24 protein-coding genes and 1 pseudogene are annotated in these 25,175 nt (G+C 66.7%); 10 read left to right on the top strand and 15 right to left on the bottom strand.

The window, feature by feature from the left end:
- Positions 1–12: 12 nt before the first annotated feature.
- Genes MU558_RS11095 through MU558_RS11080 form a run of 4 tightly spaced genes read right to left on the bottom strand, consistent with a single transcriptional unit; the run spans position 13 to position 4,592 of the window.
- A complete protein-coding gene (locus MU558_RS11095; RefSeq protein WP_246966338.1) occupies positions 13–1,707 on the bottom strand; it encodes a secretion system protein in 1,695 nt (564 codons plus the stop codon).
- Positions 1,704–3,584 (bottom strand): type II/IV secretion system ATPase subunit, encoded by a 1,881-nt coding sequence (locus tag MU558_RS11090; protein ID WP_246966337.1) that lies wholly within the window; start codon positions 3,582–3,584, stop codon positions 1,704–1,706. Before MU558_RS11090 ends, MU558_RS11095 begins: the two co-directional genes overlap by 4 nt.
- A gap of 31 nt (positions 3,585–3,615) precedes the next feature.
- Positions 3,616–4,080 carry a DUF7311 family protein gene (locus tag MU558_RS11085; protein WP_246966336.1) on the bottom strand — a complete coding sequence of 155 codons (465 nt, stop codon included), beginning with the start codon at positions 4,078–4,080 and terminating at the stop codon, positions 3,616–3,618.
- A complete protein-coding gene (locus tag MU558_RS11080) occupies positions 4,077–4,592 on the bottom strand; it encodes a DUF7310 family coiled-coil domain-containing protein (RefSeq protein ID WP_246966335.1) in 516 nt (171 codons plus the stop codon). Before MU558_RS11080 ends, MU558_RS11085 begins: the two co-directional genes overlap by 4 nt.
- 76 nt (positions 4,593–4,668) lie before the next feature.
- Here MU558_RS11080 and MU558_RS11075 point away from each other — a divergent pair, with 76 nt between their 5' ends.
- Complete coding sequence (locus tag MU558_RS11075; protein WP_246966334.1) at positions 4,669–5,757, top strand: tubulin/FtsZ family protein; 1,089 nt, start codon at positions 4,669–4,671, stop codon at positions 5,755–5,757.
- A 332-nt stretch (positions 5,758–6,089) separates the two neighbouring features.
- On the opposite strand, the gene MU558_RS11070 is transcribed toward MU558_RS11075, so the two are convergent.
- Genes MU558_RS11070 through MU558_RS11060 form a run of 3 tightly spaced genes read right to left on the bottom strand, consistent with a single transcriptional unit; the run spans position 6,090 to position 8,932 of the window.
- A complete protein-coding gene (locus MU558_RS11070; protein WP_246966333.1) occupies positions 6,090–7,103 on the bottom strand; it encodes a metal ABC transporter permease in 1,014 nt (337 codons plus the stop codon).
- Positions 7,100–7,870, bottom strand: coding sequence for a metal ABC transporter ATP-binding protein (locus MU558_RS11065; protein WP_246966332.1), 771 nt, complete (start codon positions 7,868–7,870; stop codon positions 7,100–7,102). The genes MU558_RS11070 and MU558_RS11065 overlap by 4 nt, the downstream gene beginning before the upstream one ends.
- A 6-nt stretch (positions 7,871–7,876) precedes the next feature.
- On the bottom strand, positions 7,877–8,932 hold the full coding sequence (locus MU558_RS11060; RefSeq protein ID WP_246966331.1) for a metal ABC transporter substrate-binding protein: 1,056 nt from the start codon (positions 8,930–8,932) through the stop codon (positions 7,877–7,879).
- Positions 8,933–9,195: 263 nt separating this feature from the next.
- Between MU558_RS11060 and MU558_RS11055 the strand changes: the two genes are divergently transcribed.
- The 6 genes and pseudogenes from MU558_RS11055 to MU558_RS11030 all read left to right on the top strand — a co-directional run.
- Complete coding sequence (locus MU558_RS11055) at positions 9,196–11,055, top strand: glycoside hydrolase family 2 protein (protein ID WP_246966330.1); 1,860 nt, start codon at positions 9,196–9,198, stop codon at positions 11,053–11,055.
- Between the two features lie 244 nt (positions 11,056–11,299).
- Positions 11,300–12,181, top strand: coding sequence for a coiled-coil protein (locus MU558_RS11050; protein WP_246966329.1), 882 nt, complete (start codon positions 11,300–11,302; stop codon positions 12,179–12,181).
- A 121-nt stretch (positions 12,182–12,302) separates the two neighbouring features.
- A complete protein-coding gene (gene sppA, locus MU558_RS11045; protein ID WP_246966328.1) occupies positions 12,303–13,298 on the top strand; it encodes a signal peptide peptidase SppA in 996 nt (331 codons plus the stop codon).
- Between the two features lie 154 nt (positions 13,299–13,452).
- Positions 13,453–14,679, top strand: coding sequence for a DUF373 family protein (locus MU558_RS11040; RefSeq protein ID WP_246966327.1), 1,227 nt, complete (start codon positions 13,453–13,455; stop codon positions 14,677–14,679).
- A 64-nt stretch (positions 14,680–14,743) separates the two neighbouring features.
- Complete coding sequence (locus tag MU558_RS11035) at positions 14,744–15,469, top strand: diphthine--ammonia ligase (protein ID WP_246966326.1); 726 nt, start codon at positions 14,744–14,746, stop codon at positions 15,467–15,469.
- 106 nt (positions 15,470–15,575) lie between these two features.
- Positions 15,576–15,689: pseudogene (locus MU558_RS11030) on the top strand (diphthine--ammonia ligase); the annotation flags it as partial.
- A gap of 10 nt (positions 15,690–15,699) precedes the next feature.
- Here MU558_RS11030 and MU558_RS11025 read toward each other — a convergent pair.
- The gene (locus tag MU558_RS11025) at positions 15,700–16,404 is read right to left on the bottom strand and encodes a hypothetical protein (protein WP_246966325.1); all 705 of its coding nucleotides are present in this window, start codon (positions 16,402–16,404) and stop codon (positions 15,700–15,702) included.
- Positions 16,405–16,553: 149 nt separating this feature from the next.
- On the bottom strand, positions 16,554–17,525 hold the full coding sequence (locus MU558_RS11020) for a nucleotidyltransferase family protein (RefSeq protein ID WP_246966324.1): 972 nt from the start codon (positions 17,523–17,525) through the stop codon (positions 16,554–16,556).
- A 203-nt stretch (positions 17,526–17,728) separates the two neighbouring features.
- Between MU558_RS11020 and MU558_RS11015 the strand changes: the two genes are divergently transcribed.
- Both MU558_RS11015 and MU558_RS11010 read left to right on the top strand, forming a co-directional pair.
- Entirely contained in the window at positions 17,729–18,019 is a 291-nt protein-coding gene (locus MU558_RS11015) for a transcriptional regulator (RefSeq protein ID WP_246966323.1), read from the top strand.
- A gap of 222 nt (positions 18,020–18,241) precedes the next feature.
- Positions 18,242–18,598, top strand: a complete 357-nt coding sequence (locus tag MU558_RS11010) for a DUF7344 domain-containing protein (protein WP_246966322.1) — start codon at positions 18,242–18,244, stop codon at positions 18,596–18,598.
- On the opposite strand, the gene MU558_RS11005 is transcribed toward MU558_RS11010, so the two are convergent.
- On the bottom strand, positions 18,595–19,011 hold the full coding sequence (locus MU558_RS11005) for a Rieske (2Fe-2S) protein (RefSeq protein WP_246966321.1): 417 nt from the start codon (positions 19,009–19,011) through the stop codon (positions 18,595–18,597). The genes MU558_RS11010 and MU558_RS11005 overlap by 4 nt on opposite strands.
- 96 nt (positions 19,012–19,107) lie before the next feature.
- Between MU558_RS11005 and MU558_RS11000 the strand changes: the two genes are divergently transcribed.
- Positions 19,108–20,166 (top strand): saccharopine dehydrogenase family protein, encoded by a 1,059-nt coding sequence (locus MU558_RS11000; protein ID WP_246966320.1) that lies wholly within the window; start codon positions 19,108–19,110, stop codon positions 20,164–20,166.
- On the opposite strand, the gene MU558_RS10995 is transcribed toward MU558_RS11000, so the two are convergent.
- The 5 genes from MU558_RS10995 to MU558_RS10975 all read right to left on the bottom strand — a co-directional run bounded on the left by MU558_RS10995 (position 20,163) and on the right by MU558_RS10975 (position 25,088).
- Positions 20,163–21,029 carry an aminotransferase class IV gene (locus MU558_RS10995; protein WP_246966319.1) on the bottom strand — a complete coding sequence of 289 codons (867 nt, stop codon included), beginning with the start codon at positions 21,027–21,029 and terminating at the stop codon, positions 20,163–20,165. The two genes, MU558_RS11000 and MU558_RS10995, sit on opposite strands and share 4 nt — an antisense overlap.
- Entirely contained in the window at positions 21,026–21,730 is a 705-nt protein-coding gene (locus MU558_RS10990) for an anthranilate synthase component II (RefSeq protein WP_246966318.1), read from the bottom strand. The genes MU558_RS10995 and MU558_RS10990 overlap by 4 nt, the downstream gene beginning before the upstream one ends.
- Positions 21,723–23,396, bottom strand: a complete 1,674-nt coding sequence (locus tag MU558_RS10985) for an anthranilate synthase component I family protein (RefSeq protein WP_246966317.1) — start codon at positions 23,394–23,396, stop codon at positions 21,723–21,725. The genes MU558_RS10990 and MU558_RS10985 overlap by 8 nt, the downstream gene beginning before the upstream one ends.
- A gap of 96 nt (positions 23,397–23,492) precedes the next feature.
- Positions 23,493–24,209, bottom strand: coding sequence for a helix-hairpin-helix domain-containing protein (locus MU558_RS10980; RefSeq protein ID WP_246966316.1), 717 nt, complete (start codon positions 24,207–24,209; stop codon positions 23,493–23,495).
- A gap of 75 nt (positions 24,210–24,284) precedes the next feature.
- Positions 24,285–25,088 (bottom strand): shikimate dehydrogenase, encoded by an 804-nt coding sequence (locus MU558_RS10975; protein ID WP_246966315.1) that lies wholly within the window; start codon positions 25,086–25,088, stop codon positions 24,285–24,287.
- Between the last annotated feature and the right edge of the window lie 87 nt (positions 25,089–25,175).

Genomic DNA, 25,175 nt, shown 5'->3' with positions numbered 1-25,175 from the left:
CTACTTAAACTCTCAGACGAACGTGCTGGCGACGATCACCGAACAGACGTAGATCGGCGTGGCGACCGACAGGGCACGGCCCACCCGATAGCCCACGAGCGAGCGGTCGAGCCCGTGTCGGAGCCCGATCGAGATCGTCGTCAGCACGACGGCGAGCGTCAGCACGTAGACGCCGACGACGAGTCCGAGCGCGTCGGTGGGAAGGGTCGTTGCGTCGGCCGCCTCGGCACCGCTTCCGACTATGCCGCCGGCGAGTGCGACGGTCGCGCCAGCGACCATCGGCCCGAAAAACGAAGCCGTGTTGTCGAGCGTCCCCGTCACGGTCGCGAGCTCGCGACGGGTCTCGCGTTCGACCTCCTGGAGTTCTTCCAGGTGGTCGGCCATCGAGACGACCGCGCGGCCGGCCGGCTGCCCTTCGTCCGCGGCGATCGCGAGAAGCGAGGCCGTGCTGTGTGCTCGAGGGCTCGGAACGTCTGCGAGCGAGCCGTACCGACCCAGGAAGGCGTCGCGGACGCCGAGGTGGAGGCGGCGCTGGAGGCCGGCGGCGTCGGCGAAGACGTCGCCGGTTTCGGCGGGAACGCGGTCGCCGGCAAGGGCGATCGCGGATTCGACTGCTTCGCCCTCGGCTACCTGTCGGCCGACGAGGTAGAGCGCGTCGACGAGGTGTGCTTCGACGTCGCGAACGTGCTGGCGAACGGCCGCGACGGGGTAGTAGACGCCGGTGAGTGCGATTCCGAGTGCGAGGCCGGTGGCGGCGATCGGAGCGAGAGCTGCGGGACCGAGGGCCGGCGTCACGAGATACGCACCGACGCCGACCACGAGTCCGAAGACGAGCGGTTTCCACAGCCGATCGGGAACGTCGGGATGGGCTCGCGTGACCGTCGGCGGTGGAAACGCGACCGGCCGGCGAACGAGGAGCCAGGCACCCGCGACTACGAGTAGCGTCGGGAGGACCACGTTGTAGACGACGACGAAAAACCAGATCGAGACCGGATACCCTGCGATCGTCGCGGCGGGGACGAGTGCGACGAGCGCGAGCGGCAGCATGACGCCGAAGGCGTACAGTCCGGTCGCCGGACCGCGAATGCTCGCAGTGAACTCGGCCATCCCGTCTCGAGTTCCGTCGAGAACTGCTGCGAACGCCCGATCGAGCGTCCGGGACCGTTCGCCGTCCGGTGCGTTCTCGGCTGCCGCGAGCAGGTGTGCCGATCGGCGAAGTGCCGGAAACCGGTCTGCCCACTCGGTCGCGAACGCGAGCAAACCAGATCGTGGCGTGCCCGCGGCACGGTCGACGTGAGCGCCGAGACTCGAGGCGAGCGGGCCCTGTCCGGTCTCGGCGGCGAAACGAACGGCAGATTCGGTCGCAGGCTGAATCTGCATTCGGAGGACGATGCGGCCGATCAGTGCAGGGGTATCGCCCAGCGCGCGCGTCCGTCGGACAGCCGCGAGGAGGTGTGGTCCAGAGTGGATCGCGTGAACGACGCCGAGACTGGCTGCGAGGATCGCGACGAGCGAACTCCACAGCGGCAGCGGCGCGAGAAGTAGTGGCGTCGAAAGGAGAGCCGCGAGCGCGCCCGCGACGTACCCGGCTCTGACGATCGTCTCGGCGTCGTGGGCCGACTCGACGAACGCCACGGCCTCGGCCAACTCTTCGCTCGGCTCGACCGACCAGGGGTAGAGTGCAGCGAGACGACGGAGGTGGGTCATTCGCCTCGCCCGCGATCCGCGTAGACCGCTGCGACCTCTGCGGGAGCTGTTCGGCCGTCTGCTGCGAGATCAGCGAGCGACGAGCGTCGGTCGTCGATCGCTGCACGAACGTCAGCGTACGTCTCGGTCGGACCGGCGAGTCGATCGACGAGGCGGCTCTCCCCGCGGTCGATTCTGGCCGTCGAGGTCGGCCGGTCGCCCTCGAGTTCGTACAGCGATTCGAACCGGACGCCCTCTTCGCCGACGACGACCTCTTCGATCGCCGCGAGTCGTCGTTTTCGCCCGGCTGGCATGCGGTAGGCCTGGACCGTCACGACGAGGTCGGTCGCCCCGAACGACGACGGCGGGACCTCGAGGTCGGATACCACGCGCTCGTAGACCGCATCGCCGCCGTCGCCGTGGATGGTTCCGAGGACGGCGTTCGCGTTGGCACCGACGCGCATGGCCTCGTAGAGGACCGGAGCTTCCTCACCACGGATCTCGCCGACGACGAGCGCACCGTCTCCGAGCCGGAGTGCAGTCCTGAGCGCGTCTGAAGCCGAAATTTCGGGGCCGTCGCCGGTTCCGGTCCGCAAGGACTGGACGTCCCGGTCGACCGACTGGAGCGGCCCGACCGGCAGTTCGGGCGTGTCCTCGATGACGACCGTCCGCGTGCCCGGCGACAGTTCGTACAGCAACGTTCCGAGCAGTGTCGTCTTCCCCGCGCCGCGGGTGCCGGCGACGAGGATGGCGGCGTTCCGTTCGACGGCGACGGAGAGAAACGCCGCTGCCTCGGCCGTCATCGTGTCGTTCGCGACGAGCGCCGGCAGGGTAAACCGGTCGTCGGCCCGCTCGCGAAAGGCGAAGGCGACGCCGTCCGCGACGGGACCGGTCACGCCAGCGACGCGAACGCCGGTTCCGTTCTCGAGTTCGGCCGTCGCGTCGACGGTCGGACTCGCCCGCGAGAACGACCGACCGCTCGTTCGCCGAACGCGAGAAGCCAGCGCACCCGCCCCGTCGGGCGTCAGGTGGATGTTCGTCGCCATCGACTCGCCGTCGACGACGACGCGAAGCGGGTTGTCGGCGACCGGCGAGGTGACGTAGACGTCGCTCACCCGCGGGTCAGCGAAGAGATCCTCGAGGACGCCGTAGCCGCGGGTGTGTTTCGCGAGGACGGCGGTCAACAGCGGATCCGTCGGACCGTCGGCGACGCGTTCGACTGCCCGCGAGGCGACGCGGTCGCCCTCGACGACCCCGTCGGCGACTGCTGCATACGCCTCGAGGAGCAACTCACGCTCGTCGGCGGCTAGCTCGAGGTCGACCACCTCGAGTGCGTACAGCGGGACGCTGTCGGGTCGAGCGTAGATTCGGGCCTCGCTTCCCGTCTCGAGCGTGCGAACGCCCCGGAGTTGCGCGTCGTCGACGGCGGTTCGATCGACGAAGGAGTGAGCGATCGAGAGTCCGACCGAGGGAGTCAGCGCGTCCTCGTAGTCGGCGACGCGGTCGGCGACGACCGCGAGACCGGACTCCGCGGCGATGGCGGCCGCCGGACCGGCGCGAGCGGTCGCCTCGCGTGTGGCCTCGAGCGGATCGCGTGCTGCGAGGTCGGCGAGCCGTTCGTCCCGGTCGGCGACGAGGTCGACGAAGCGACCCGCAGCGGTGAGCAACGCCACGCCGCAATCGTCGTAGCGGTACTCGAGGCCACGACGGCGGACGACGACGTCAGCGGCGTCGCGGTCCGCGAGCGCGCGGACGACTGCCGCCCGCCACGCCGGCGACGACGCGAGCGCGCCGTCACGCCCCGCGGCGTCGACGACGAGCGTTCCGTCCTCGAACGTCGTCGCACAGCCCGTCGTCTCGGGTTCGCTCGCGGCGAACCGATCGATGAGTGATCGCATGGGGGTGCTGGCCGCGCCTTCCGGTATAAACTCACGGCAGGGAAACGACGACGACCGGATCGTCGCTGGCGTCGCGCTCGAGGGTGAGGACGAGGTCGTACTCGCCTGAACCTCGGAGGACGAGTGGATCGCTGCCTGCCGTCCGGATCGGGGCGTCGACGTGGACGAGTCGTTCTGCGCCCCTACCGACACGGTAGGCGACGATGCGGTCCTCGTCGGTCCTGGAGTCGAACGCGTCGCCGACGACGACGTAGTCGACCGGCGCCCGGGCGAGCGACGGAGACGGTAGCGAGAGTGTCACGATCCGCCGCGGTCCCGCCGTCCCGGGCGGCGGGAGTTCCTCGTGCTCGAGCAACGCGGTGGCCGCCCGGTCGAGAGCGGCGACGTCCGATCCGACTCGTTCGTCCGTCCGAACCGTTCCGGCGCGGTCGACCGCCGGCATGGAGAGGCCGACCAGCGCGAGCGTGAGGACGACGGCGAGGACGAGTCGGATCACGGCAGGAGGCGGCGAACCGACGCGAGAACACCTCCCTCGTTCTCGCCTTCTTCGACGGACTCGCCTGCGTCCTCGTCGGGCGTCGTGCCGATCCGCGTCGGGTCGACGTCCTCGAGTGTCTCGAGCGTTTCGGCACCCTCGAAACTGCCATCGGCCGCTCGCGTGCACGACGGCGAGACGAGGTCGCCGCCGGGTCCGTCGGACGACCTCGTCGCACATTCGAGTGCGGCGACGCGACGCTCGAGGCGATCGACGGTCGCGATCGCCGCGTCGGCACGCCGCTCGACGTCCTCGTCTGCCGATCTGACGTTGCCGACGTAGCCACGAAGCGCCCGCGTCGACCCCTCGAGTTCTGCGACGCGAGCGTCGAGGTCGTCGAGTCGCTCGTCGAGACGGGCCAGCTCGTCGGCAACGGCGGCCGCGTCAGGGAGGTCGGTGAGCGCGTGGTCGCCGTCGACGAGGGCCCGTTCGACGGCAGCCAGTCGTCGCTCGAGCGCGTCGGAATCGGTCATGGACGCTCTGGTGCCGTAATTGTACTTAAACCTGACAGTCGCAACGTTCAATTAGGCGCTCTGTGACGTGGTACGTATGAAAGTTGCCCTCATCGGGGTGGGACAGGCCGGCGGAAAGGTGACCGAACGCCTCGCGCGCTTCGACGCGGAGATGGGATTCGACGCAGTGCAGGGCGCCCTGGCGATAAACTCCGCGAAGGCGGATCTGCAGTCGCTCGAGGTCGTCGACACGCGACTGATCGGTCAGGCTCGAGTGAACGGCCACGGCGTCGGCGGCGACAACGAACTCGGCGCCGAGATCATGCAGTCGGACGTCGACGAGGTGCTCGACGCGCTCGACGGACACGTCACGTCGAGAGCCGAGGCCATCTGGGTCGTCGCCGGACTCGGCGGTGGCACCGGCAGCGGGGGCGCACCAGCGCTCGTCCACAACCTACAGCGGGTCTACGATCGGCCGATTTACGGACTCGGGATCCTCCCGGGACGAAACGAAGGAGCGCTCTACCAGGCCAACGCGGGCCGGTCGCTGAAGACGCTCGTCCGCGAGGCCGACTCGACGCTCCTGATCGACAACGACGCCTGGCACGAACAGGGTGAGAGCGTCGAGGGCGCGTTCGAGACGATCAACCAGCGGATCGCCCAGCGCGTCGGCCTGCTCTTTGCCTCGGGCGAGGCCGTCGAGGGCGTCGGCGAAAGTGTGGTCGACTCGAGCGAGGTCATCAACACGCTCCGGGAGGGCGGCGTCTCGGCACTCGGGTACGCGAGTGCGGTTGCCGCCGAGGACAGCGCCGAAAACATCAACACGGTGATGACCGTCGCACGGCAGGCACTGCTGACCGGCACGAGTTTGCCCGACGCGACGACGGCCGACGCCGCCTTGCTGGCCGTAATCGGTGATCCCGACCGGATTCCCCGCAAGGGCGTCGAGAAGTCGCGCCGCTGGCTCGAGGACGAGACCGAGAGCCTGCAGGTGCGCGGCGGGGACTTCCCGCTCGAGAGCGACCGCCTCGCCGCGCTCGTGTTACTCGGTGGAGCCGAACGCTCCGATCGAATCGAGGCGTTCATGGACCGAGCGCGGCAGGCACAGAAAGCCGAGAGTCAGGAGGACAAACGAGCGGATCCGGCCGAACAGCTCGTAGACGATCGGCTCGAGAACCTGTTCTAGTGCGAGTCGTCGGCGACTCTTCTCCGAGGTGGCACACGCCGATCCAAAACACGGGGTTCGACGGTCACCACGACTTTCTCCCGTGTTGCAGGAGCTCACCTGGTTTCGATGCAGTGTTCCAGCGGTGCGAGAACACGTGCCGATTCAGCGCTCCAGTCGTCCTGGAGCGCAGTTAGCTATACGTGAAGGCAATACTTATAGTTTGATGATGGAAATTATATTTTTAGACTATCCTAATTAGTTCGTCTCGAGCGAGGCCAGGACGTTCGGTTCGACGGTGTACCTTCACAGTAGAATTTCGACCGGTTCAGCGGTGTTGGCCTCGGCTGCGTTCAGTCCGAAGTTTGTCCGTCGGCGATCGAGCGCGTCTCTGCGGCGGGTTCCCGGCTCGCCTTCGCTTTCCCGACCAGGACGGCTATGACGTAGATCGCGACGGCGACGAGGACGATCGTGCCGCCGGCCGTCGCCTCGTACTGGTAGGCGAGCGTGATGCCCGCGAGCACCGCCAGTTCGGCGAGAACGACCGACGCGAGCAGCGCCTCCCTGAAGCTCCGGGCCAGCTGGGCTGCGCCGGCGACTGGAACGACGAGCATCGCCGCGACCAGGATGACGCCCATAATTTGCATCGCGCCGACGACGACCATCGCGGTCAGCATCGTCATAATTCGATTGTACCAGCGGACGTTGACGCCGGCAACTCTGGCGGCGGTCTCGTCGAAGGTCACGTACAGCAGTTGCTTGTAGGTGAGGCCGACGACGAGGACGATCGCGAGAAAGAGGCCGATCAGGATCATCGCATTCTCCCGCGAGACCGTCGCGAGGTTGCCGAAGAGGTACTGATTGACGCCGACGGCGAGCCCACCCGCGTTGATACTGATCAGGACGGCACCGAGCGCGAACCCAGTCGAGAGCACGATCGCCATCGAGACGTCGTTGTAGGCGTCCGTGACCTCAGATATCAGCTCGATCGCGAGCGCGGCGATCATCGCCACGACGACTGCGGTGAGGTACGGCGAGACGCCGACGCCGAGGACGGCGTTGACGAACAGGCCGACCGCGACGCCGGCGAAGGCGGTGTGGGCGAGTGCGTCGCCGATCAGCGCGAGCTGTCGGTGGACGAGGAACGTACCGATCAGCGGTGCCATCACGGCGATGAGGGCACCGACGAGAAACGCCCGATGCATGAATCCGTACCGGAGCATCTCGATCCCGAACGCCTCGCCGACAGCCGACAGCCCGTCGCTCCAGCGGTCGAGCAGCCAGCCCAGCGCGTCGGTCGGGGCGCCGAGTTGACCGACGAGGGCAGAGCCGGCGGTTGCGAACGTGTGTGCCGTGATCGCAGTCATAGCGCGCTCGCCTCTGATCGGCGGCGGAGGTCGGTTCCGTAGGCGCGCTCGAGTGCGTCGGTTTCGACGAACTCGTCCGGCGGCCCGTCGAAGTACACCTCCCGGTTGAGACAGATCACGCGATCGGTGTGCTCGAGGACGGCCCCGATGTCGTGTTCGACCAGCAGGATCGTCATCCCGTCGTCGTTGAGGTCGTCGAGCAGGTCGAAGAAGGCTGCGACGGACTCGGCGTCGACGCCGACGGTCGGCTCGTCGAGGACGAGCAGTTCGGCTTCGCTGGCGAGCGCGCGGGCGATGTACGCCCGCTGGCGCTGTCCGCCAGAGAGTTTCGTGATGCGCCGGTCGGCCAGGTGCTCGATCCCCACCGTCCGGAGTGCCTCGCGTGTGCGTTCGCGATCTGTCGTCTTGATGCGGCCGAAGCCGGCGTGTGGGAACCGTCCCATCAGCACGACCTCCGCGACGGTGATCGGCATCTCCTTGGTGTTCTCGGTGACGTCCTGGGCGACGTAGCCGACTCGCTCGCGCTCGACGAACGCCCTCGAGGGGTGGCCAAACAGCCGGACGTCGCCACGGTCGGGTTCGTGCAGGCCAAGTACCAGCTGGAGAAGCGTACTCTTGCCGGAGCCGTTAGGCCCGATAATTCCGACGTACTCGCCTTCCTCGACGGTAAGGGAGACGTCTCTAACGACCGGACTGGCCGTGTAGCCAAACGAGAGGTCGTCGACCGTCACGTGTGCCGTCGTTCGGTTGTCTGTGTCGTGTCTCATGTCTGGTCATTCGAAGTTCTGCCACTCGTCGTCGAATTCGGTACCGTCGGGGTCCATCGCCTCCAGCACGATCCGGAACGTCGGCATGTTGATGTTCCGGGCGATCTCGAAGTATCCCCAGCCGCGGTCGACCCACTCCTCTTTCGTGCCGGCGTACGGCGTGACCGGATAGTAGGCCTCGACGTCCGTGCTCTCGCGCAACTGTTGGGCAGGACGACGAGGTTCGAAGATCGCCGCGCCGATGTACTGGATATCGTTGTCGTCGATCGTCTCGCGGGCACGCCGCATGTCCGCCGGTCGGACGTCGTCGGTCGCCGCGAGGTTGGTCACCAGCGGCTGGATCGTCGCGCCGTATCGCTCGCCGACGTAGCCGAAGGCGTTGTGTGCCGCCAGAAAGACCGTCTTGCGTTCGGCGGCGTCGAAGATCCCCTCCCACTCGGCGTCGATCTCGTCGAGTTCGGCTTTGACGTCGGCGGCGTTGGCGACGAAGGCGTCCTCGTGGTCGGGCGCGATTTCGACGAGCCCGTCGACGATGTTGTCGACCGACGCCTTGGCGAGGCCCGGATCGAGCCAGAAGTGCGGATCTTTCCCCTCGCCGACCTGTTCGTCCTCGTCGACGGTGTCCGGGAGATCCATCAGTTCGATCCCTTCTCGGGCGTCGATCAGGTGCGTATCGGCGTCGTCATCTTGGACGGTCTCGATCGCCCGATCGGCCCACGGCTGGAAGTCGGGGCCGACGTGGAGAAACCCGTCCGCCTCGACGATGTCGCTCGTGATCCCGAAGTCCGGCTCCCAGCCGTGTCCGTGCAGCCCGGTCGGGACGAGGTTGTCGACCGTCACAGGCGTCCCGTCGACGACCTGCCGTGCGAAGTCGTAGAACGTGAAAAACGAGGCGACGACGTCCGCCCCATCCTCGTCGCTGGCACCGCCGAGACACCCCGCGAGCCCGGCGGTCGCGAATCCACCGGCGGTCGCAACGAATCGACGGCGGGACCACCGTCGACGATCCGCGCTGTTCGTTCCTCGAGGCGATCTCTCACTACTCGTCGCTCGATTGTTCATCTCATCTCGGGAGTACATGGCGAAGAATATAATTCTTTGTATCTAAGGTAATGTTTAGACTTGTCTAAACCACCATGCGTCGATACGAGGTACCAGGAGTCGGCCGGCCATCGTGGCGACGCCCCGCGTGATCGACGGCAGCGCGCGGCCCGCGACGACGGACCGGATCACGACGCGCTCCTTCATTTCATATTAGATAATATTTATTTTGATTACTACAAGCTTCGAAACACCTATTTTGCCGGGGTTCGCTCACCGAGACGATGGCCGGGAAGTGGACAGGTGGCGTGGTCGAATCGGGAAATGGTGACGATCCGCCGATCGTCGACGAGTGGAGGACCGTCCCCGTTCCAGGACGACCGTCGGGACTCGCGGACGCCGACGGTTCGATCGCCTACCGGACCAGGTTCGACGATCCGCGAACCGACGGCGACGAGCGAGCGATCCTCGAGTTACGCGGCGTCTACGGGCAGGCTCGAGTCTGGGTGAACGGCACTCGGCGAGACATTGCCGGACCGTACTTCGTACCAACCCGGTTCGAGTTCGAACCTCGCCAGACGAACGAACTGCTCGTCGTCTGCGAACCGCCGGCGTCGGTCGACGGAATCTACGACACCGCGGCCGTTCCGGACGAACTCGCCGTTCCTGGCATCTGGTGGGACGTCTCCATCGAGGCCAGACCGCCGACGTTCCTCCGGGAGGTAGTGGCCACGCCACGGCTTTCCGACGACGGCGCATCCGTCGACGTCGACCTCGAGGTGGACGCGGGTGAAGCGATCGACGACGCGGTGACGCTCTCGCTGCGACCCGAAGGGGTCCGCGGTGCCGGATCGATGGAACGCACTCGAGTTGCGGCCGACGCCGGCGAGCGCGCGCGCGTCTCGAAGACGCTCGAGATCCGAAACCCGTCGCTGTGGTGGCCCCGCGAACTCGGTCCCCAGGCCCGGTACACGATCCGGGCGAAACTCGGGGACGACGTGGCAGAGCGAACGGTCAGTCTTCGAACGATCGAGCGCGACGAGGACGGTCTCCTCGTCAACGGCCGCCGGGTGCGTGCGCGCGGTTTCACCCGACTGCCCGGCGGCGACGAACGCGAGGACGTCCGGCGTGCCGTCGACGCGAACGCGACGATCGTCCGCCCGCAGGCGCACGTTCCCTCTCGCGACTTCTACGCCGCGTGTGACGAGGCTGGACTGCTCGTCTGGCAGGACCTGCCGGCGAGTGGCCCCGACCTCGACGTCGACCGCGGGATCGACCTCGCAACGACTCTGGTCGAGGAGTACGGCACCCATCCGAGTCTGGCGATGTACGGCGTCCAGACCGCCACGGTCGACCCGTTCGAGGAGCCACTCGGCAGCGGCCGTCTCGCGAAACTGGCCGTACGGTGGCGGGCGTGGCGAACCGACTTCGACGGGAGCGATGCCGAGACCATCGCGGCGGCACTGCCCGAGGACGTCCCGGTCGTCCCCATCACCGGGCCGCTCGGTGTCGATCCGGACGCCGCGATTCTCGGCCTGGGCTGGCAGTACCTCGAGGCTAGCGATGTCGACTGGCTGCTCGACCGGTACCCCTCGCTGTCGTCCGCAGTCAGCGGCTTCGGTCCCGCCTCGCTGTCGAGCGAGCGCGTCGATCCGGATCGGGTTCCGGGCGTCGACGGGGAACTCCTCGAGCGATGGGTGGAGACGGCCGCACAGTCGCGAACGTACCAGGCGAGAGCGACGAAGACGATCGCCGAAGCCCTCCGGAGGCGCGGCTGTGGGATCGTCGTCGCCTCGCCGTTGCGAGACGCCGCGCCAGGTGGTGGACCGGGCGTCCTCACGAACGACGGCGCGGAGAAGCCGGCGTACCAGGCGATGGCCACCGCCTACGAGCCGGTCCAGGCTGTCCTCGAGTCGCCGCCTGCACCCGGCACCGTCGGTTTCTCGCTCGTCAACGACACGCGCGAGCGCGTGGAGACGACCGTCCGGTGGTGGGCCGGCGAGAACGACGGCGAACAACAGGTAGACGCCGACCCACTCGAGGTTGCCGACGCCGGTAGACTCGAGATTCCCGCCGACGCAAGCGAGGTCCGCCTCGAACTGTCGGTCGGCGGTCGAACAGTCTACAACCTATACGGCTTATAAGCAACTCGCGGAGCAGTGTGAGTGGTTTACACGCCCCCGTCGGGCTCCCTGCTAACGGTTTCCACGGCCTGCTGGACCGGTACATTTAAATTGAGGGCGACAGTAGTTACCGGTACCAGAACGCCACCGGCTCGGCGTGTATCGCTCGACGATCGATGACAGGGAATCTTATTCACCGAGGTTTCGCAGGTCGTGAGCGGACGCTACAGCCGGTGCGGGTATGGCACAGAGGTTTGACTAACACATGGTAGACGAAGCGAAAAACATCGAACTTACAGAGGACGACCTCGAGAACAAATCCAAAGGACAGCTCATCAAAAAGGCCGGGCAACTCCGAGACCGACGAAACGAGCTGAACCAGATGGCTTCTGAACGCGCGTCGAAGCGCGACGAACTCAACGCGAAGACGCGCGAGAAAGTCGACGAGGCTCAGGAGCACCGCGAGAAGCGCGACGAGCTCAACGAGAAGGTCCAGGAGCACAAAGAAAAGCGCAACGAGCTCAACGCCGAGGCCAACGAGCTGTTCGACAAGGTCGAGAAGCTCAAGTCGGACATGGAGCTCGACGAGGGCAAGGACTTAGAAGAACTCGAAGAAGAGATCGAGCAACTCGAGTTCAAACAGCAGACCGAGGTCCTCTCGACCGAAGAGGAGCGCGAGCTCATCGAGAAGATCGAGGCCAAACGCGAGGAGTACGCAGACCGCAAGGAGAAACTCGACCAGAACGAGGACCTCGAAGAGCTCGTCGAGGAAGCCGAAGAGGTCCGATCGGAGGCCTCCCAGCACCACCAGAAGGTCACGGAACTCGCCGACAAGGCCCAGGAACACCACAACCAGATGATCGAGGCCTATCGCGAGGCCGACGACATCCGTGACGAGGCCGACGAGATGCACGAGAAGTTCGTCGATGCCCAGGAGGCGGCCGACCAGCACCACGAGGACTTCGTCCGCGTCCAGAAGCGCCTGCGCGAGCTGGACAAGAAAGAGGAGAAACAGCGCAAGTCCGCCCGCGACAAGAAAAAAGAGGAGGCCAAGGCCGAGGCCGAGGAGATCTACCAGAAGTTCAAGGAAGGCGAGACCCTCGACACCGAGGACCTGATGAAGCTCCAGAAGACCGGCCTACTCTAATCGAGTCGTCCACTCTGTCTCTCTCCGTTTTCGACAGTCGTGAGCCGCCGCATTCTGTCTTCGACGTCAACGCTTAACACGCCGGCACACCGAGAACCGGGCATGGATCGAGGTGTCTCCAGTGGTCAGTAGCCGTGGTATCGGCCGACTGGCGATCGTCCTGCTCGGTGCGGCGCTGTTCGCCGCCGTCGGCGTCGGCCTGTTCGTCGTCGCCCCCGAGACGCTAGCGGACCTGTTCGGCGTCCTCTTCGCGCTCGTCACCGTCGTTCTCGGGATCAGATTCGCGGGCAACGTCGCAGGTTCGCTGCTGCCGGCGTACGACGTCGCCGAGGTCGCCGTCGAGGGGCCGATCAGCCGCGACGGCGGCGGCGGTCCCCTGCCGTCGAGTCCGCGCTCGACGCCTGCAGACGACATCGTCGAACAGATCGACCGGGCGAACGACGACGAGAACGTCGACGCGCTGTTGTTGAAGCTGAACACGCCCGGCGGCGAGGTCGTGCCGAGCGACGACATCAAACTCGCGGCCGAACGATTCGACGGCCCCACGGCCGCGTACGCCACCGACGTCTGTGCGAGTGGCGGCTACTGGATCGCAAGTGGCTGTGACGAACTCTGGGCGCGGGACGCGAGCGTCGTCGGCTCGATCGGTGTCATCGGCGCGCGCGTGAACGCGAACGAACTCGCCGAGAAGATCGGCCTCTCCTACGAGGGGTTCACCGCCGGCGAGTACAAAGACGCCGGCACCGCCCTGAAGGAGATGACCGACGACGAGCGCGAGTACCTCCAGGGACTGGTCGACGACTACTACGACCACTTCGTCGAGCGAGTCAGCGACGGGCGCGACCTCGAGCCGTCGTTCGTCCGCGACACCGAGGCGCGAGTCTACCTGGGAGAGCAGGCCCACGAGATCGGACTGGTCGACGAACTCGGGACTCGCGAGGACGTCGAGGACGCCATCGCAGCGCGACTCGAGGTCGACGAGGTGACCGTCGAGGAGTTCGAACCGACGCGGCCGCTGATGCGACGTCTCGGTGCGGGAGCCCAGCGCGTCGCGTACGCCTTCGGATCGGGACTCGCGGGCATCGCGGGCGACGGCGAGTTCCGACTGCGAACCTGATACTGCCTGCTGTCCCTGTTTTCCGAAAACCGCCGGGTGGATCGCCGTTGCTCCGAGACTGACGTACAACAGACGGTATGAACGGAGGCGATCGCCTCCGGGATCGGCTGAACGAGTAAGTGGTTTTATCGTCGCGCGGAATGCATCCGACACCGTGACAACGCTGGTCGTCTGCCTCGACCGGACCGACGACGTGGGTCGAAAGACGGGTCTCCGGACCCCCATCGTCGGCTGGGAGGGGGTTCGCGCGCTCGTGACCGACGTCGGTCTCGCAGATCCCGAAGACTCGGGTGTCAACTCGCTACTCGAGACGTTGCGCGTCGCCCAGAGCCTGCGCGACGACGACGAAGAACCCGTCGTCGCCGTGGTGTCGGGCGACCGCGAGTCGATGGTGAGCGCCGACCGGGCCGTCGCACGCCAGCTGGACGAACTCATCGCGACGCACGATCCAGACTCGGCGGTCGTCGTCATCGACAGTGCGGAGGACGAGCGGCTGGTTCCGATCGTCGAGAGCCGCGTCCGGGTCGACTCGGTCGACCGCGTCGTCGTCAGGCAGGCCCGGGACATCGAGTCTACGTACTACCTGCTCAAGCAGTTTCTCGCCGACGAAGAGCTTCGCCAGACGGTCCTCGTTCCGATCGGGTTGACGCTGCTCGTCTTCCCGATGCTCGCGACGGTCGTCGGCCCGGCCGAAGGGGCAGCCGCGATCACGACCTTCATCGGGCTCTTCTTGCTGTACAAGGGCTTCAGCGTCGACGAGATCCTGACCGGACTCGCACGGCGGGCCCGCGAGTCGCTGTACACCGGCCAGGTGTCGGTCGTCACCTACGTCGTCGCCACCGGACTCACCCTCGTCGGGCTGTTCGCCGGCGGGCTCGGCGTCTCGAGTCTCGAGGATCCACAGGGCGTGTTCGTTCCCGCGATGCGGTTCGCCTTCGATAGCGTCCCGTGGCTGGCAGCGGCCGCGCTGACGGCGAGTGCCGGCCGGCTGCTCGACGAGATTATCGGCGAGGAACCGCTTCGCAGCTCCTATCTCAACCTCCCGTTCGTCGTCGTCTCGGTTGGACTCGTCGTCCGCGGGTTCTCCGCGTACTTCCTCGAGCAGGGAGGGTTCGTCGAGCCGTTCGTGGTGCCGGCGATCGACGTCGGCGCGCTCTCGATCGACAGCTTCGCGGTCACGGCCGGCGAACGCCTCGCGATGTTCGTCGCCGCGGCGTTCCTCCTGAGCCTCCTCGGCGTCCGCGTCGCGTCGACGTTCAGCGGAACGACGCTCGAGGAGTCTGACCCCGGAGACGGGCGGCGAACGTCGAAACCGGACTCCGAACTCACCGACGGCGGCTCGAAAGCCGACGTCGACGAGCACTCGGACTCCTCGCGCTGAGAGTCGCCCCGCTCGGCGCGAGTGGACTCGTCACGCCTTTACTTGCGTATCCGTAGCTTCAACCATGGACCGCACAGACGGCGGGTGGGTCAGTCTCTTTTCCGGCGGCAAAGATTCCGCGTGGGCGCTCTACCAGGCTCTCGAGCGGGGACTCGACGTGACGCACCTCGTCACCGTCCACCCCGCAGGCGACTCGTATATGTACCACGTTCCGGCTACCGACCTGACCGCGCTGGCAGCCGAGAGCATCGGCATTCCTCTCGTGGACGTCGAACCCGAGGACTTCGCGGCCGAATCCGCGACAGACTCGAGCGCGCAGGGCGACGCCGAACTCGAGCCGCTCGAGGCAGCCCTGTGCGACCTCGAGTCGGATCTCGAGAGCGACATTGCGGGCGTCACCGCGGGTGCCGTCGAGAGCGAGTACCAGACGAGCCGCATCGAGGAGATGTGCGAGCGGCTCGAATGTGACCTCTTCGCGCCGCTCTGGCGGGAAGACCCGCGGGAACTCGCCGACGCGATGCTCGAGGCGGGCTTCGAGATCGTGATCGTCCAGGTCGCAGCCCACGGCCTCGACGAGTCGTGGCTCGGACGGACGCTCGACGAGGACGCCCTGGCGGAACTCGAGGAACTCAACGAGGAGTACGGCGTCCACGTTCTGGGTGAGGGTGGCGAATTCGAGACGATAGTGGTCGACGGCCCGCACATGGACCGGCGGATCGCCCTCGAGTACGAGACCGAGTGGGACGGGACCAGAGGACGGATTCAGGTGACAGAAGCGCGACTCGAGTGAGTTACACCGCGAGCGAGTACGGCGAGCGAGCGGGACTTTTTGGTCCAGATTTTTGCGCCGAGCGGTCGCTCGAAGAGCGATCCCGAGGCGGAAAAAGGTGGTTCCTGAGACGATAGTGGTCGACGGCCCGCACATGGACCGGCGGATCGCCCTCGAGTACGAGACCGAGTGGGACGGGACCAGAGGACGGATTCAGGTGACAGAAGCGCGACTCGAATAGAACCGGCGGATCAGAGGATACCGCAGTCGGCGGCCGCCTCGAGTTCGCCCTCGTCGGCGAACGTGAGCCAGGCGAGCTGGTCGATCTCGATCCGCCGGTACGACGTGACGATCGCCAGCCACTCGCAGGAGGCGATCGTGCGAAGGCTCGTTCCGGCGTCGATCTCGAGGGAGTCGACCTCGGTCGCGACCGTCTCGACCAGTTCGGCCGTCTCCGGGTCCGGTTTCGCCGCGTCGACGCCGGCCAGCATCCGCAGATACTGGAAGGTCGCCGGGCCGACGCCCGAAATCGAACCGATCGGGTCGTCCTCGTACCGGTAGACGTCGGCCGCGGCCGCCCACGACGTGAGTGCCTCGAGGTCGGAGCCAGCGTGGCCGTCGAGGACGCAGGCGGCCTCGAGCAAGACGTGGCGTTTTCGCTGGGCACCGAAGGTGGCGACGAGGTCGTCGTCCTCGAGGTCGAGCGCGGCGAGGTCCTCGAAGGACGTGACGCGTCCGGGCTCGACGAACGTCTCGCGAAACCGCTCGACGGTCGGACGAACGCCAGTGAAGTAGCCCTGGCCGGTCGTCGACGCTGCAGCCTCGGCGAGCAGCGAGACCGGGTCGTCGCCGGTCCAGCGCTCGCGGGCGAGGAATTCAGCTGCCAGCCGATCGTACGACGTCCCGGCTGCGTACCGATCGAGGACGGTCTGGACGGCGTTCACGTCGGCAATCATCACAGGCAATACCCATAGGTGTGTCGACGACAGTCGACGGGAAAGCGGGACGACCGCCACGTCAACTCATACGGACCGCTGTAAGTCGTTACCGGGGCAACCGCGAACCGTCTTGCGGTTGCTCCGGTACACAGTTACAGCAGACCGTATCAGTCCGACGAGCCGTTGATCGTGGTGTGAGCCCCGATGAGCGCCCCAGCCAGGTCGAGGTCCTCGAGGTGGGTGTTCTCGTCGATGATCGACCGGCGGATGTCGGCACTTTTGACCGTCGCGTCGGGGAAGATGATTGAGTAGTCGACGTGGGTGTCCTCGAGCGTCGCGCCGTCCATCACGTGGACGTTCTCGCCAACGGTCGCGTTCTCGAGGGTCGCGCTCTCGGCGACGAGTGAGTCGCCATCGAGGTGCCAGCCGACGGCGTCGAGGTAGCTTTCGGGGGTGCCGATGTCGAACCACGCCCCCTCGAAACAGAACGCGTAGGTCGGCTCGCGTTCCTGGAGCCACTGGACGAACCAGCCGGGCTCGTCGGGGTTGTTGTCCTCTTCGAGGTACGTCGAGAGCAGCGAGAGCGACTCGCGGGGGAAAGCATAGCAGGCGATGGAGACGAGGGTGCTCTTTGGATCCTCGGGTTTCTCCTGGAAGTCGACGACGCGGTCGTCCTCGAGTTCGACCAGGCCGTAGGACTTGGCCTTCTCGCGAGAGCCGACGTCGTAGGCGGCGAGCGTCGGCGCGTCTTTTTGCCCGAAGTAGTCGAGAAAGTCAGCGACGTCGAAACTGATCAGGTTGTCACCCGCGATGACCAGCAGGTCGTCGTCGACGCCCTCGCGGTCGACCAGCTGGGCGAGTGCGCCGACGACGCCGAACTTCTCGTCTTCTTCGGTCGTCTCCTCGATCGAGAGCTGTGGTTTTTCGAACTCGCTGTCTGCGAGGTGGGCCTCGAAGTCCGCGGCGAACCGCTCGTTGGTGCTGACGTAGACCTCCTCGATCCGGTCGTCGGCCTCGAGTTCGGCGAAGATGCGATCGACGACGGTCGACTCGCCGATCGGGAGGAACATCTTCGGCCGATGTTTCGTGATCGGCCACATCCGAGTCGCGTACCCGCCAGCAAGAACGACGGCTTTCATGACGGATGGATTCACCGTCACGGGGTAAGTAGTTACGGTTTTAGGGCGTCCTAAATAGGGTGCAGAGTCGCCCCGAGTGCGGTGGCCTTCCCCGGAAATTCGTCCGCGGTGGCGGCCATGGACGACTCGAGTCGCCGGCGACCCGTAACCGCATCGGGCGTCGGGGAGAAGACGTATGTCGGCACGGCCCGTCACCTCCGGGTATGCGCGAGGCAGACCGAACGACGCGGCGCCGAATACGCGAGTTTCTCTCCGACGAACCCGCGACGCCGAGCGCGCTGGCGGCGACGTTCGACCTTACGCCCGAGGCCGCGATGAGACACGTCGAGCACGTCGCCCACTCCGTCGAGGGGAACGGAGAGCAGTTGCTCGTCGCGCCGCCGTCGTGTCGGGAGTGTGGATTCGACGATTTCGACGATCTGCTCAACCGGCCGTCTCGCTGCCCGGAGTGCAAGAGCGAGTCGGTCGACGAACCGACGTTCACGATCGAGTAGCGGGCGTCGTTCGATCGCCGAACCGACCGCGCTCGACCGCCGAACCGACGATCCACCGCAGGGCAGTAGGTCGCGTTTCGACACGCCTATTTACGGGGTCGGCTAGTACTGCGTAGGAATCATCGGGCGTACAGACGGACCCGCGGCCGCTCTCGATCCGCTGGCGATCGATCGCAGTCGCTTTCCGCCTCCGTCTGTACGTTCGAGACTGCTGGTAAACGAATGACGGACACCTCCGACCGAGATGGCGACTGTGCCGACGTCGCGCTGACGGTACTCGATCGCCTCGAGTGCGAAGACCTCCCCCCTGAAGCAGTCGACGCAGCGTTTCGGCTCCTCGCGGATCGTCGTCGCCGACTGTTGATCGAGGTCGTCAGGGCCCACGACGAGGCGCTCACGCTGCCAGACGTCGCAGAGGAAGTCGCACAGCGAGAGACCGGTCGATCGATCGTCGACCTCTCGCCGGAGCAGGTCAAGGAAGTGTACATCTCGCTCTATCACGACCACCTGCCACGACTGGTCGACGCCGGCCTGCTCGAGTACGAACAGGAGCGAGACCTGGTCGCTCCCGGTTACTAGAATTCGACGTTCGACTTCGACACCCGGTCGAGGTCGTCTTTCTCGATGGGTCCAGGACCGACGAACTCGTAGTCGTCGTCGGTCAGATACACCTCGCCGTCGTCGACTGTCACCTCGACGTCGGGCAGGTACGCGCCCTCGCAGGGGCCGTAGGTACACAGTCCCGTGTCGGATTCGAAGTACGCGCCGTGGTTCTCGCAGACGATCTCGCCGTTGCGCATCGGTGCGCCGGACCCCTTGTCGAGGTGGATGTGGGTGAAGTGCTGGCAGTAGTTGAGCCACCCAGCGACGTCGCCGTTCTGTCGCACGAGAATCGCTTCTCTCACCTCGTCGGTCTCGTCGTCTCGAACTCTAAAGAGGTGCGTGGTGTCGTCGGGGACCGCCTCGAGGTCGGTGATCCGATCGTCGTCCATCGTCGGCGGATATCGGCCGATCGAACTTATACCGTCGGATATCGGTTCGTACCAGGCTGGCGAGGGCTTTACCGTCTCGCCCGCGGAACGCCCGGCATGGACGACCTCCTCATCTACGGTTCGTACGGGTACACGGGTCGGTTGATCGCTCGCGAAGCCGTCTCACGGGGAGGGGCTCCCGTCGTCGCCGGCCGCGACGCAGAGCGGGTCGCAGCCCTGGCCGATGACCTCGGCGTCGAGGGACGGGCCTTCGACCTCGAGTCGGACGTCACCGCACACCTCGACGGCTTCGCGGCCGTCTGCAACTGCGCCGGGCCGTTCGTCGACACCTGCGATCCGCTGGTCGAGGCGTGTCTCGAGACCGGGACGGACTACCTCGACGTCACGGGCGAGGTAGCGGTGTTCGAGCGACTCGCCAGACTGGGTGGACGGGCTGAACGAGCGGACGTGACGCTCCTTCCAGGCGTCGGGTTCGACGTCGTCCCCTCGGACTGCCTGGCGACGTACCTCCACGAACGGCTCCCGTCGGCGGACGACCTCGCGGTCGGGATCGCGAACTGGGGATCGCTCTCACGTGGAACGCTGGTGACGACCGTCAGAAACCTCGGAAGCGGTGGCGTCGTCCGCCGAAACGGACGACTCATCCGCGTGCCGACGGCCTACGACACTCGAACGTTCGACTTCGGACGCGGGCCGACGACGACCGTCACGGTCCCGCTCGGCGACGTCGTGACGGCCGCCCACAGCACCGGCGTCGAGCACGTCGCCGTCTACGTCGACCTGCCGAATCCCGTGATCCGCGCGATGAAGGCCGGACGGTCTCTCGAGTCGCTGCTGGGTAGCTGGCCGATCAGACAGGGTCTCGAGCGGGTCGTCGAAACCGCCGTCGACGGTCCCGACGCGGCCGAACGGGAACGCGGCGAGGCGGTCGTCCAGGTCGAGGTGACCGACGGCGACCGAACCGAGCGCGCACGCCTGTGGACACCGAACACGTACGCGCTGACGGCCGACGCCGCCGTCAGTTCGGCCAAGCGCGTGCTCGAGGGGGACGCCCCCGACGGCTATCAGACGCCGTCGACCGCCTTCGGTCACGAGTTCGTCCTCGACCTCGAGGGGGTCGAGCGCGAACTGCTCCCGTCGCCGACGCAGGTCTAGTAGTGCTCGTTCTCGACGCGTTTGTCGAACAGTCGGGCGAGGAGGTCCGTCACCGGTCCGTCGCCGACGTCGATGCCGTCGACCGACTCGACGGGGCGAATCTCCCACGAGGAGTTCGTGAGAAATACCTCCTCGGCCTCGCGAACCTCGGCCGGCTCGTACCACTTCTCGTGGGTCGGAATCCCGGCCTCTGCCGCCAGCTCGAGGACGACGCGTCTGGTAACTCCCGGGAGCACGGGGCCGTCGGTCGTCGGTGTGTGGAGTCCGTCGTCGGCGACGAAAAAGACGTTGCTCGTCGCCCCTTCCGCGACGTAGCCCTCGAGGTCGCGGATCAGCGCCTCGTCGGCGTCGTACAGCTCCTGACGGGCGAGAATCCCGTTGAGATAGTTGTGCGTCTTCGCCGTCGACGGGATTGCCTCGTCGGGGACACGGCGTGTCCGAACCGTCTGGAGCGTTGCCGGCCCATCCCAGACGGGGTCGCCCTCGAGGCCGCCACGCGGGAGCGGGTCGACGGAGACGACGACCGTCGGGTCGACCTCGGGACGGGGGGTAAGCTTCCCTGGCTGGACGCCACGCGTAATCGAGAGCCGCGCCGAGGCGTCCTCGAGGTCGTTCGCCGCGAGCGTCTCGTCGATTCGCGCTCGGAGATCCGCCCGCGAGAGGCCATGCTCGAGGGAGAGCGCCTCGCAGGTGCGCTCGAGGCGGTCGGCGTGTGCGTCCCACTCGAACACCGTCCCGCCGTAGACGCGTACGGTCTCGAACGCGCCGTCGCCGTACCGGAAGCCGCGGTCGGCGACGGACACCGTCGCCTCGCTAGCCGGGACGAGGTCACCGTTTACGTGATAGATGTGCTCGTCGCTCATCGACGCTCACCGGCGCGTTCGGCTGCGAGTGCACAGAAGTTTTCGACCAGCCGCTTGCCGACCTCGAGCGTGATCGACTCGCCGCTCCTCACGTCGTCGGCCGTACCGGCGTCGACCTCGCGCGTGAGGATGCTCTCGGGGTGGAACTGAACTCCGACGTGGGGTTTCTCGCGGTGGCGGACCGCCATCAGCACCTCGCTCTCGTCTGCGGTCTGGGCCGTCTCGAGCAGGCAGTCGGGCAGATCCGCCCGTTCGACGGCCAGCGAGTGGTAGCGTCCGACATGGAACCTGTCGGGCAGTCCAGTGAAGATTCCGTCGCCGTCGTGGGTGACGACGGAGGGCTTGCCGTGGACGACCTCGGGTGCGTGGACGACGGGCGCGCCGTGGGCGGCACACAGCGCCTGGTGGCCGAGACAGACACCTAAGATGGGGTAGTCGGTCTCGGCGAACAGTGGGATCGAGACGCCGGCGTCCGCCGGCGTTCCGGGGCCGGGCGAGACGACGATTCCCGTCGGATCGAGGTCGTGTACTTCCTCGAGGTCGATCTCGTCGTTGCGACGGACCACCACCTCGTCGGTTACCTCACCCACGTTCCGCGACGACGCAGGGCCTGCCGAAGCGATGGCTTCGGCCACGTACTGGACGAGGTTGTAGACGAACGAGTCGTAGTTGTCGATCACGAGGATGCGAGGGTCAGCCATCGGTATCACCACCACGTCTACCGGCTGCCGGCCTGCCGTCGGCCTCGAGTGCCATCTCCGCCCGGTCGCCGAGGGCGTCGTCGACCGCCGTAATCAGCGCCCGCGCCTTGTCGAGCGTCTCGTCGTACTCGCGGTACGGATCGGAGTCGTGGACGATCCCCGCACCGACCCGCAGGTGGTACTCGTTGCCGTAGCGGACGAGCGTCCGGATCACGATGTTCAGGGTCGCCCGACCGTCGAACCCGAAGATCCCTACGCTGCCGGTGTACGGCCCTCGCCGCGTGGCCTCGAGTTCGTCGATAATCACCATCGTCCGGGGCTTCGGTGCGCCGGTGATCGTCCCGCCAGGGAAGACGGCGGCGATGGCGTCGGCGAGCGTCGCACCCTCGCGAAGCCGACCGGTCACGTTCGAGACCAGATGCATGACTTCGGCGTAGCGGTCGACCCGTCGGTACTCGTCGACTGCGACGCTGCCGTAGGCACACACCTTCCCGAGGTCGTTTCGCTCGAGATCGACCAGCATCGCGTGCTCGGCTCGTTCCTTCTCGTCACCAAGCAGGTCGGCCTCGAGGCGGTCGTCCTCGGCTGCAGTCTCCCCGCGTGGCCGGGTGCCGGCGATCGGTTCGGTCCGGATGAAGTCGCCGTCGTGCTCTCGCTGACGCCGCCCGCTCGAGTCTTTCGAGGGGCGTGGCGGCGCGCGCTCGAGCAGGAGTTCGGGGCTCGCGCTCACGAGTTCCGCGGCGCGAAACTCGAGCAGACAGGAGTAGGGCGCGGGGTTCACCCGGCGAAGCGCGTCGTAGGCGGCGACCGGGTTGACGGCCGCCGGCGCGACGAGTCTCTGGGAGACGTTCGCCTGGAAGGTGTCCCCGTCGCGGACGTACGCCTTGACCCGGCGGACGCGGTCGGCGAACGCCTCGCGACCGCAGTCGCTCTCGAACGTGACCGCCGGCGCTGAAACGGGCGGGTCGTCTATCGACGGCTCCCCGTCGAGGGTGCGGCGGGCGAGATCGAGCGCCCGCTCGCGACCCCGTTCGTACGCCGCGTCCGGGTCGTCACCGACGCGCGGACAGGCCGCGATTCGCAGCGTCGTCTCGCCGTCTTCGGAACTTCTCGAGTTCTGATTGATCGTGTCGGTCGGTTCCTCCCACGCCGCGAGCCGATCGTAGACGGCGACCTCGAGTCGCGGCAACCGGCGGTCGTCGACGGCCGACTCGGGTAGCTCCTCGAGTTCGCGGGCGACGTCGTAGGAGAGCCAGCCGATCGCACCACAGGGGTAGGGTATCGAACAGTCGCCACGGGAGAGCGCGTCGCCCTCGAGCAGTCCTTCGAGTGCTGCAAGCGTCGGGGAGCGGTCGTCGCTCGCTCGAGCGACGGCGTCCGGGCCGACGGTGAGTCGGTCGACGGGATCGACGCCGAAGTAGCCCCAGCCAGGCTGTCCGCCGGTCGTCTCGAGGAAGGCGCCGTCGGCGTCGGCTCCGCCCCGGGCGCGACGGTAGGCGAGAAAGGGGTCGTCGACCCGGACGCGAACTTCGACGGGGACGCGGACGGTTTCGACGCCCCGCTCGGGCGGGGCTCGGGTTCCATCTCCCGGTTCGTAACCACCGGGAGCGTCGGCGACGGCCGAGCGGAACGAGTCGGCCGTCGTGACGACGTACGGCTCGGTCATGCCGAGAACCTGGCGGGGGTCGCGTAACCGTCTTGCGGTTCGTTCGATCTCACCGGGAAAACGAGCGTCTGTACTGCCGACTCGAGTCTGCCCCCGCTAGCGGACTTCCGCTCGATCGATCCAGCCCTGGATACGCGTCTCCGAGATGTCGGTCTGTTCGGCGAGTTCGGCCGCGTCTGCAGCCGCGAGTTCGCCGACGGTTTCGACGCCGGCACCGGCGAGGCGGTCGGCGTAGGCCGGACCGATGCCCTTGATCTCGTCGACCGGTTCCGGATTCAGTTCGGACTCCGGTTCGGACCCGGATTCGGGTTCCGGCTCGGATTCGAGTTCGGATTCGGGTTCTGGCTCCGACTCGGACTCGGATTTCAGTTCGGGTTCCGATTCTGGTTCCGGTTCCGACTCCGATTCCAGTTCGGGTTCGGGTTCTGGCTCCGACTCGGACTCGGATTTCGGTTCGGGTTCCGGTTCCGACTCCGATTCCAGTTCGGGCTCCGGTTCGGGCTCGGATTCGGATTCCGGTTCTGGTTCGGGTTCCGACTCGGGCTCGGACTCCGGTTCCACGTCGGGTTCGGTCGACTCTGCTTCTTCCACCTGACTCTCGGCCGGTTCAGATTCCGACTCGGGAGTACTCGTGGTCGAGAAGTCGACGGCGTTCTCGTCGGACGGCGACGAGACGGGTCGACTCGAGTCGACCGTCTCGTCAGATTGGCCGCTCTCGTGTTCGACGGTCACGCCCACGTCCCGCTCTCGCCGATGGTCCGACTGCGAGTCGCCGAGCCCCAGCAGCGACTTCAGTTTTTGGAGGATCGCCATTACCTCGACGTAGAGGGTTGTCACACTTAAAGTCGTTTGATCGTGGCAGTAACGCTACTCGAACAGTCTATCGGGCTACAGTCTCGACCGCAACGCGCCGTTCATCACCTCGATGGGCGCGGATTCGCCCGTCCACCGCTCGAACGCCTCGACGCCCTGGTAGAGGAGCATCCACGCGCCGTCGACCGTCGTCGCCCCTCGCTCGCTCGCCTCGCGAAGCAAACGCGTCTCGAGCGGGCTGTAGACCGCGTCGAGCACCGTCAGGTCGGCGTGTAACGCCTCGGCCGGGACCGGCGAGACGTCCTCTTCCATCCCGACGCTGGTCGCGTTCACGAGGACGTCGGCGTCGGAAAGCAGGTCCGGGAGCGACTCGAGACCGTGGCCCGACGCGTCCGGAACCGCCGTCGCGAGGTCGTATGCGCGCGATTTGGTCCGGTTTACGATCGCGACGGTCGCACCCACGTCGGCGAGACCGAAGGCGATCGCGCGACCCGCACCGCCCGCGCCGACGACGACGGCCGTCGCTCCCTCGAGGTCGGCGTCGCCGCGCTCGAGCGCCCGAACCGCGCCGGCAGCGTCGGTGTTGTGGCCCGTCGGTGGCCCCTCACCCGAGAAGTCGATCGTGTTGACCGCGCCGATCCGTGAGGCCAGGTCGTCGGGTTCGACGTACGCGAGGGTATCTTGCTTGAACGGAATCGTCACGTTCAGCCCCCGAATTCCGAGCGCGTTGGCACCGCGTATCGCCGACTCGAGGTCGTCCGGGGCGGGTTCGAAGGTGACGTACCGCGCGTCGAGGCCGAGTTCGTCGTACGCCGCCTCGTGCATCGGCGGCGACAGCGAGTGACCTACCGGATTGCCGAGTAGACCGAAGACGTGCATACTCGCACTCGAGTCGGCGGGGGCATAATCGGTCCGACTCCGGCAGCGTTTCGAGCGGCGGACGCGGCGGATCGCGTTTCGCACCGC

The organism is Natribaculum luteum (assembly GCF_023008545.1).
In the GTDB taxonomy this organism is placed as follows: Archaea; Halobacteriota; Halobacteria; order Halobacteriales; family Natrialbaceae; genus Natribaculum; species Natribaculum luteum.
Note: the sequence above shows the minus strand (reverse complement) of the source record. Positions and strands in the feature narration are given on the sequence as shown.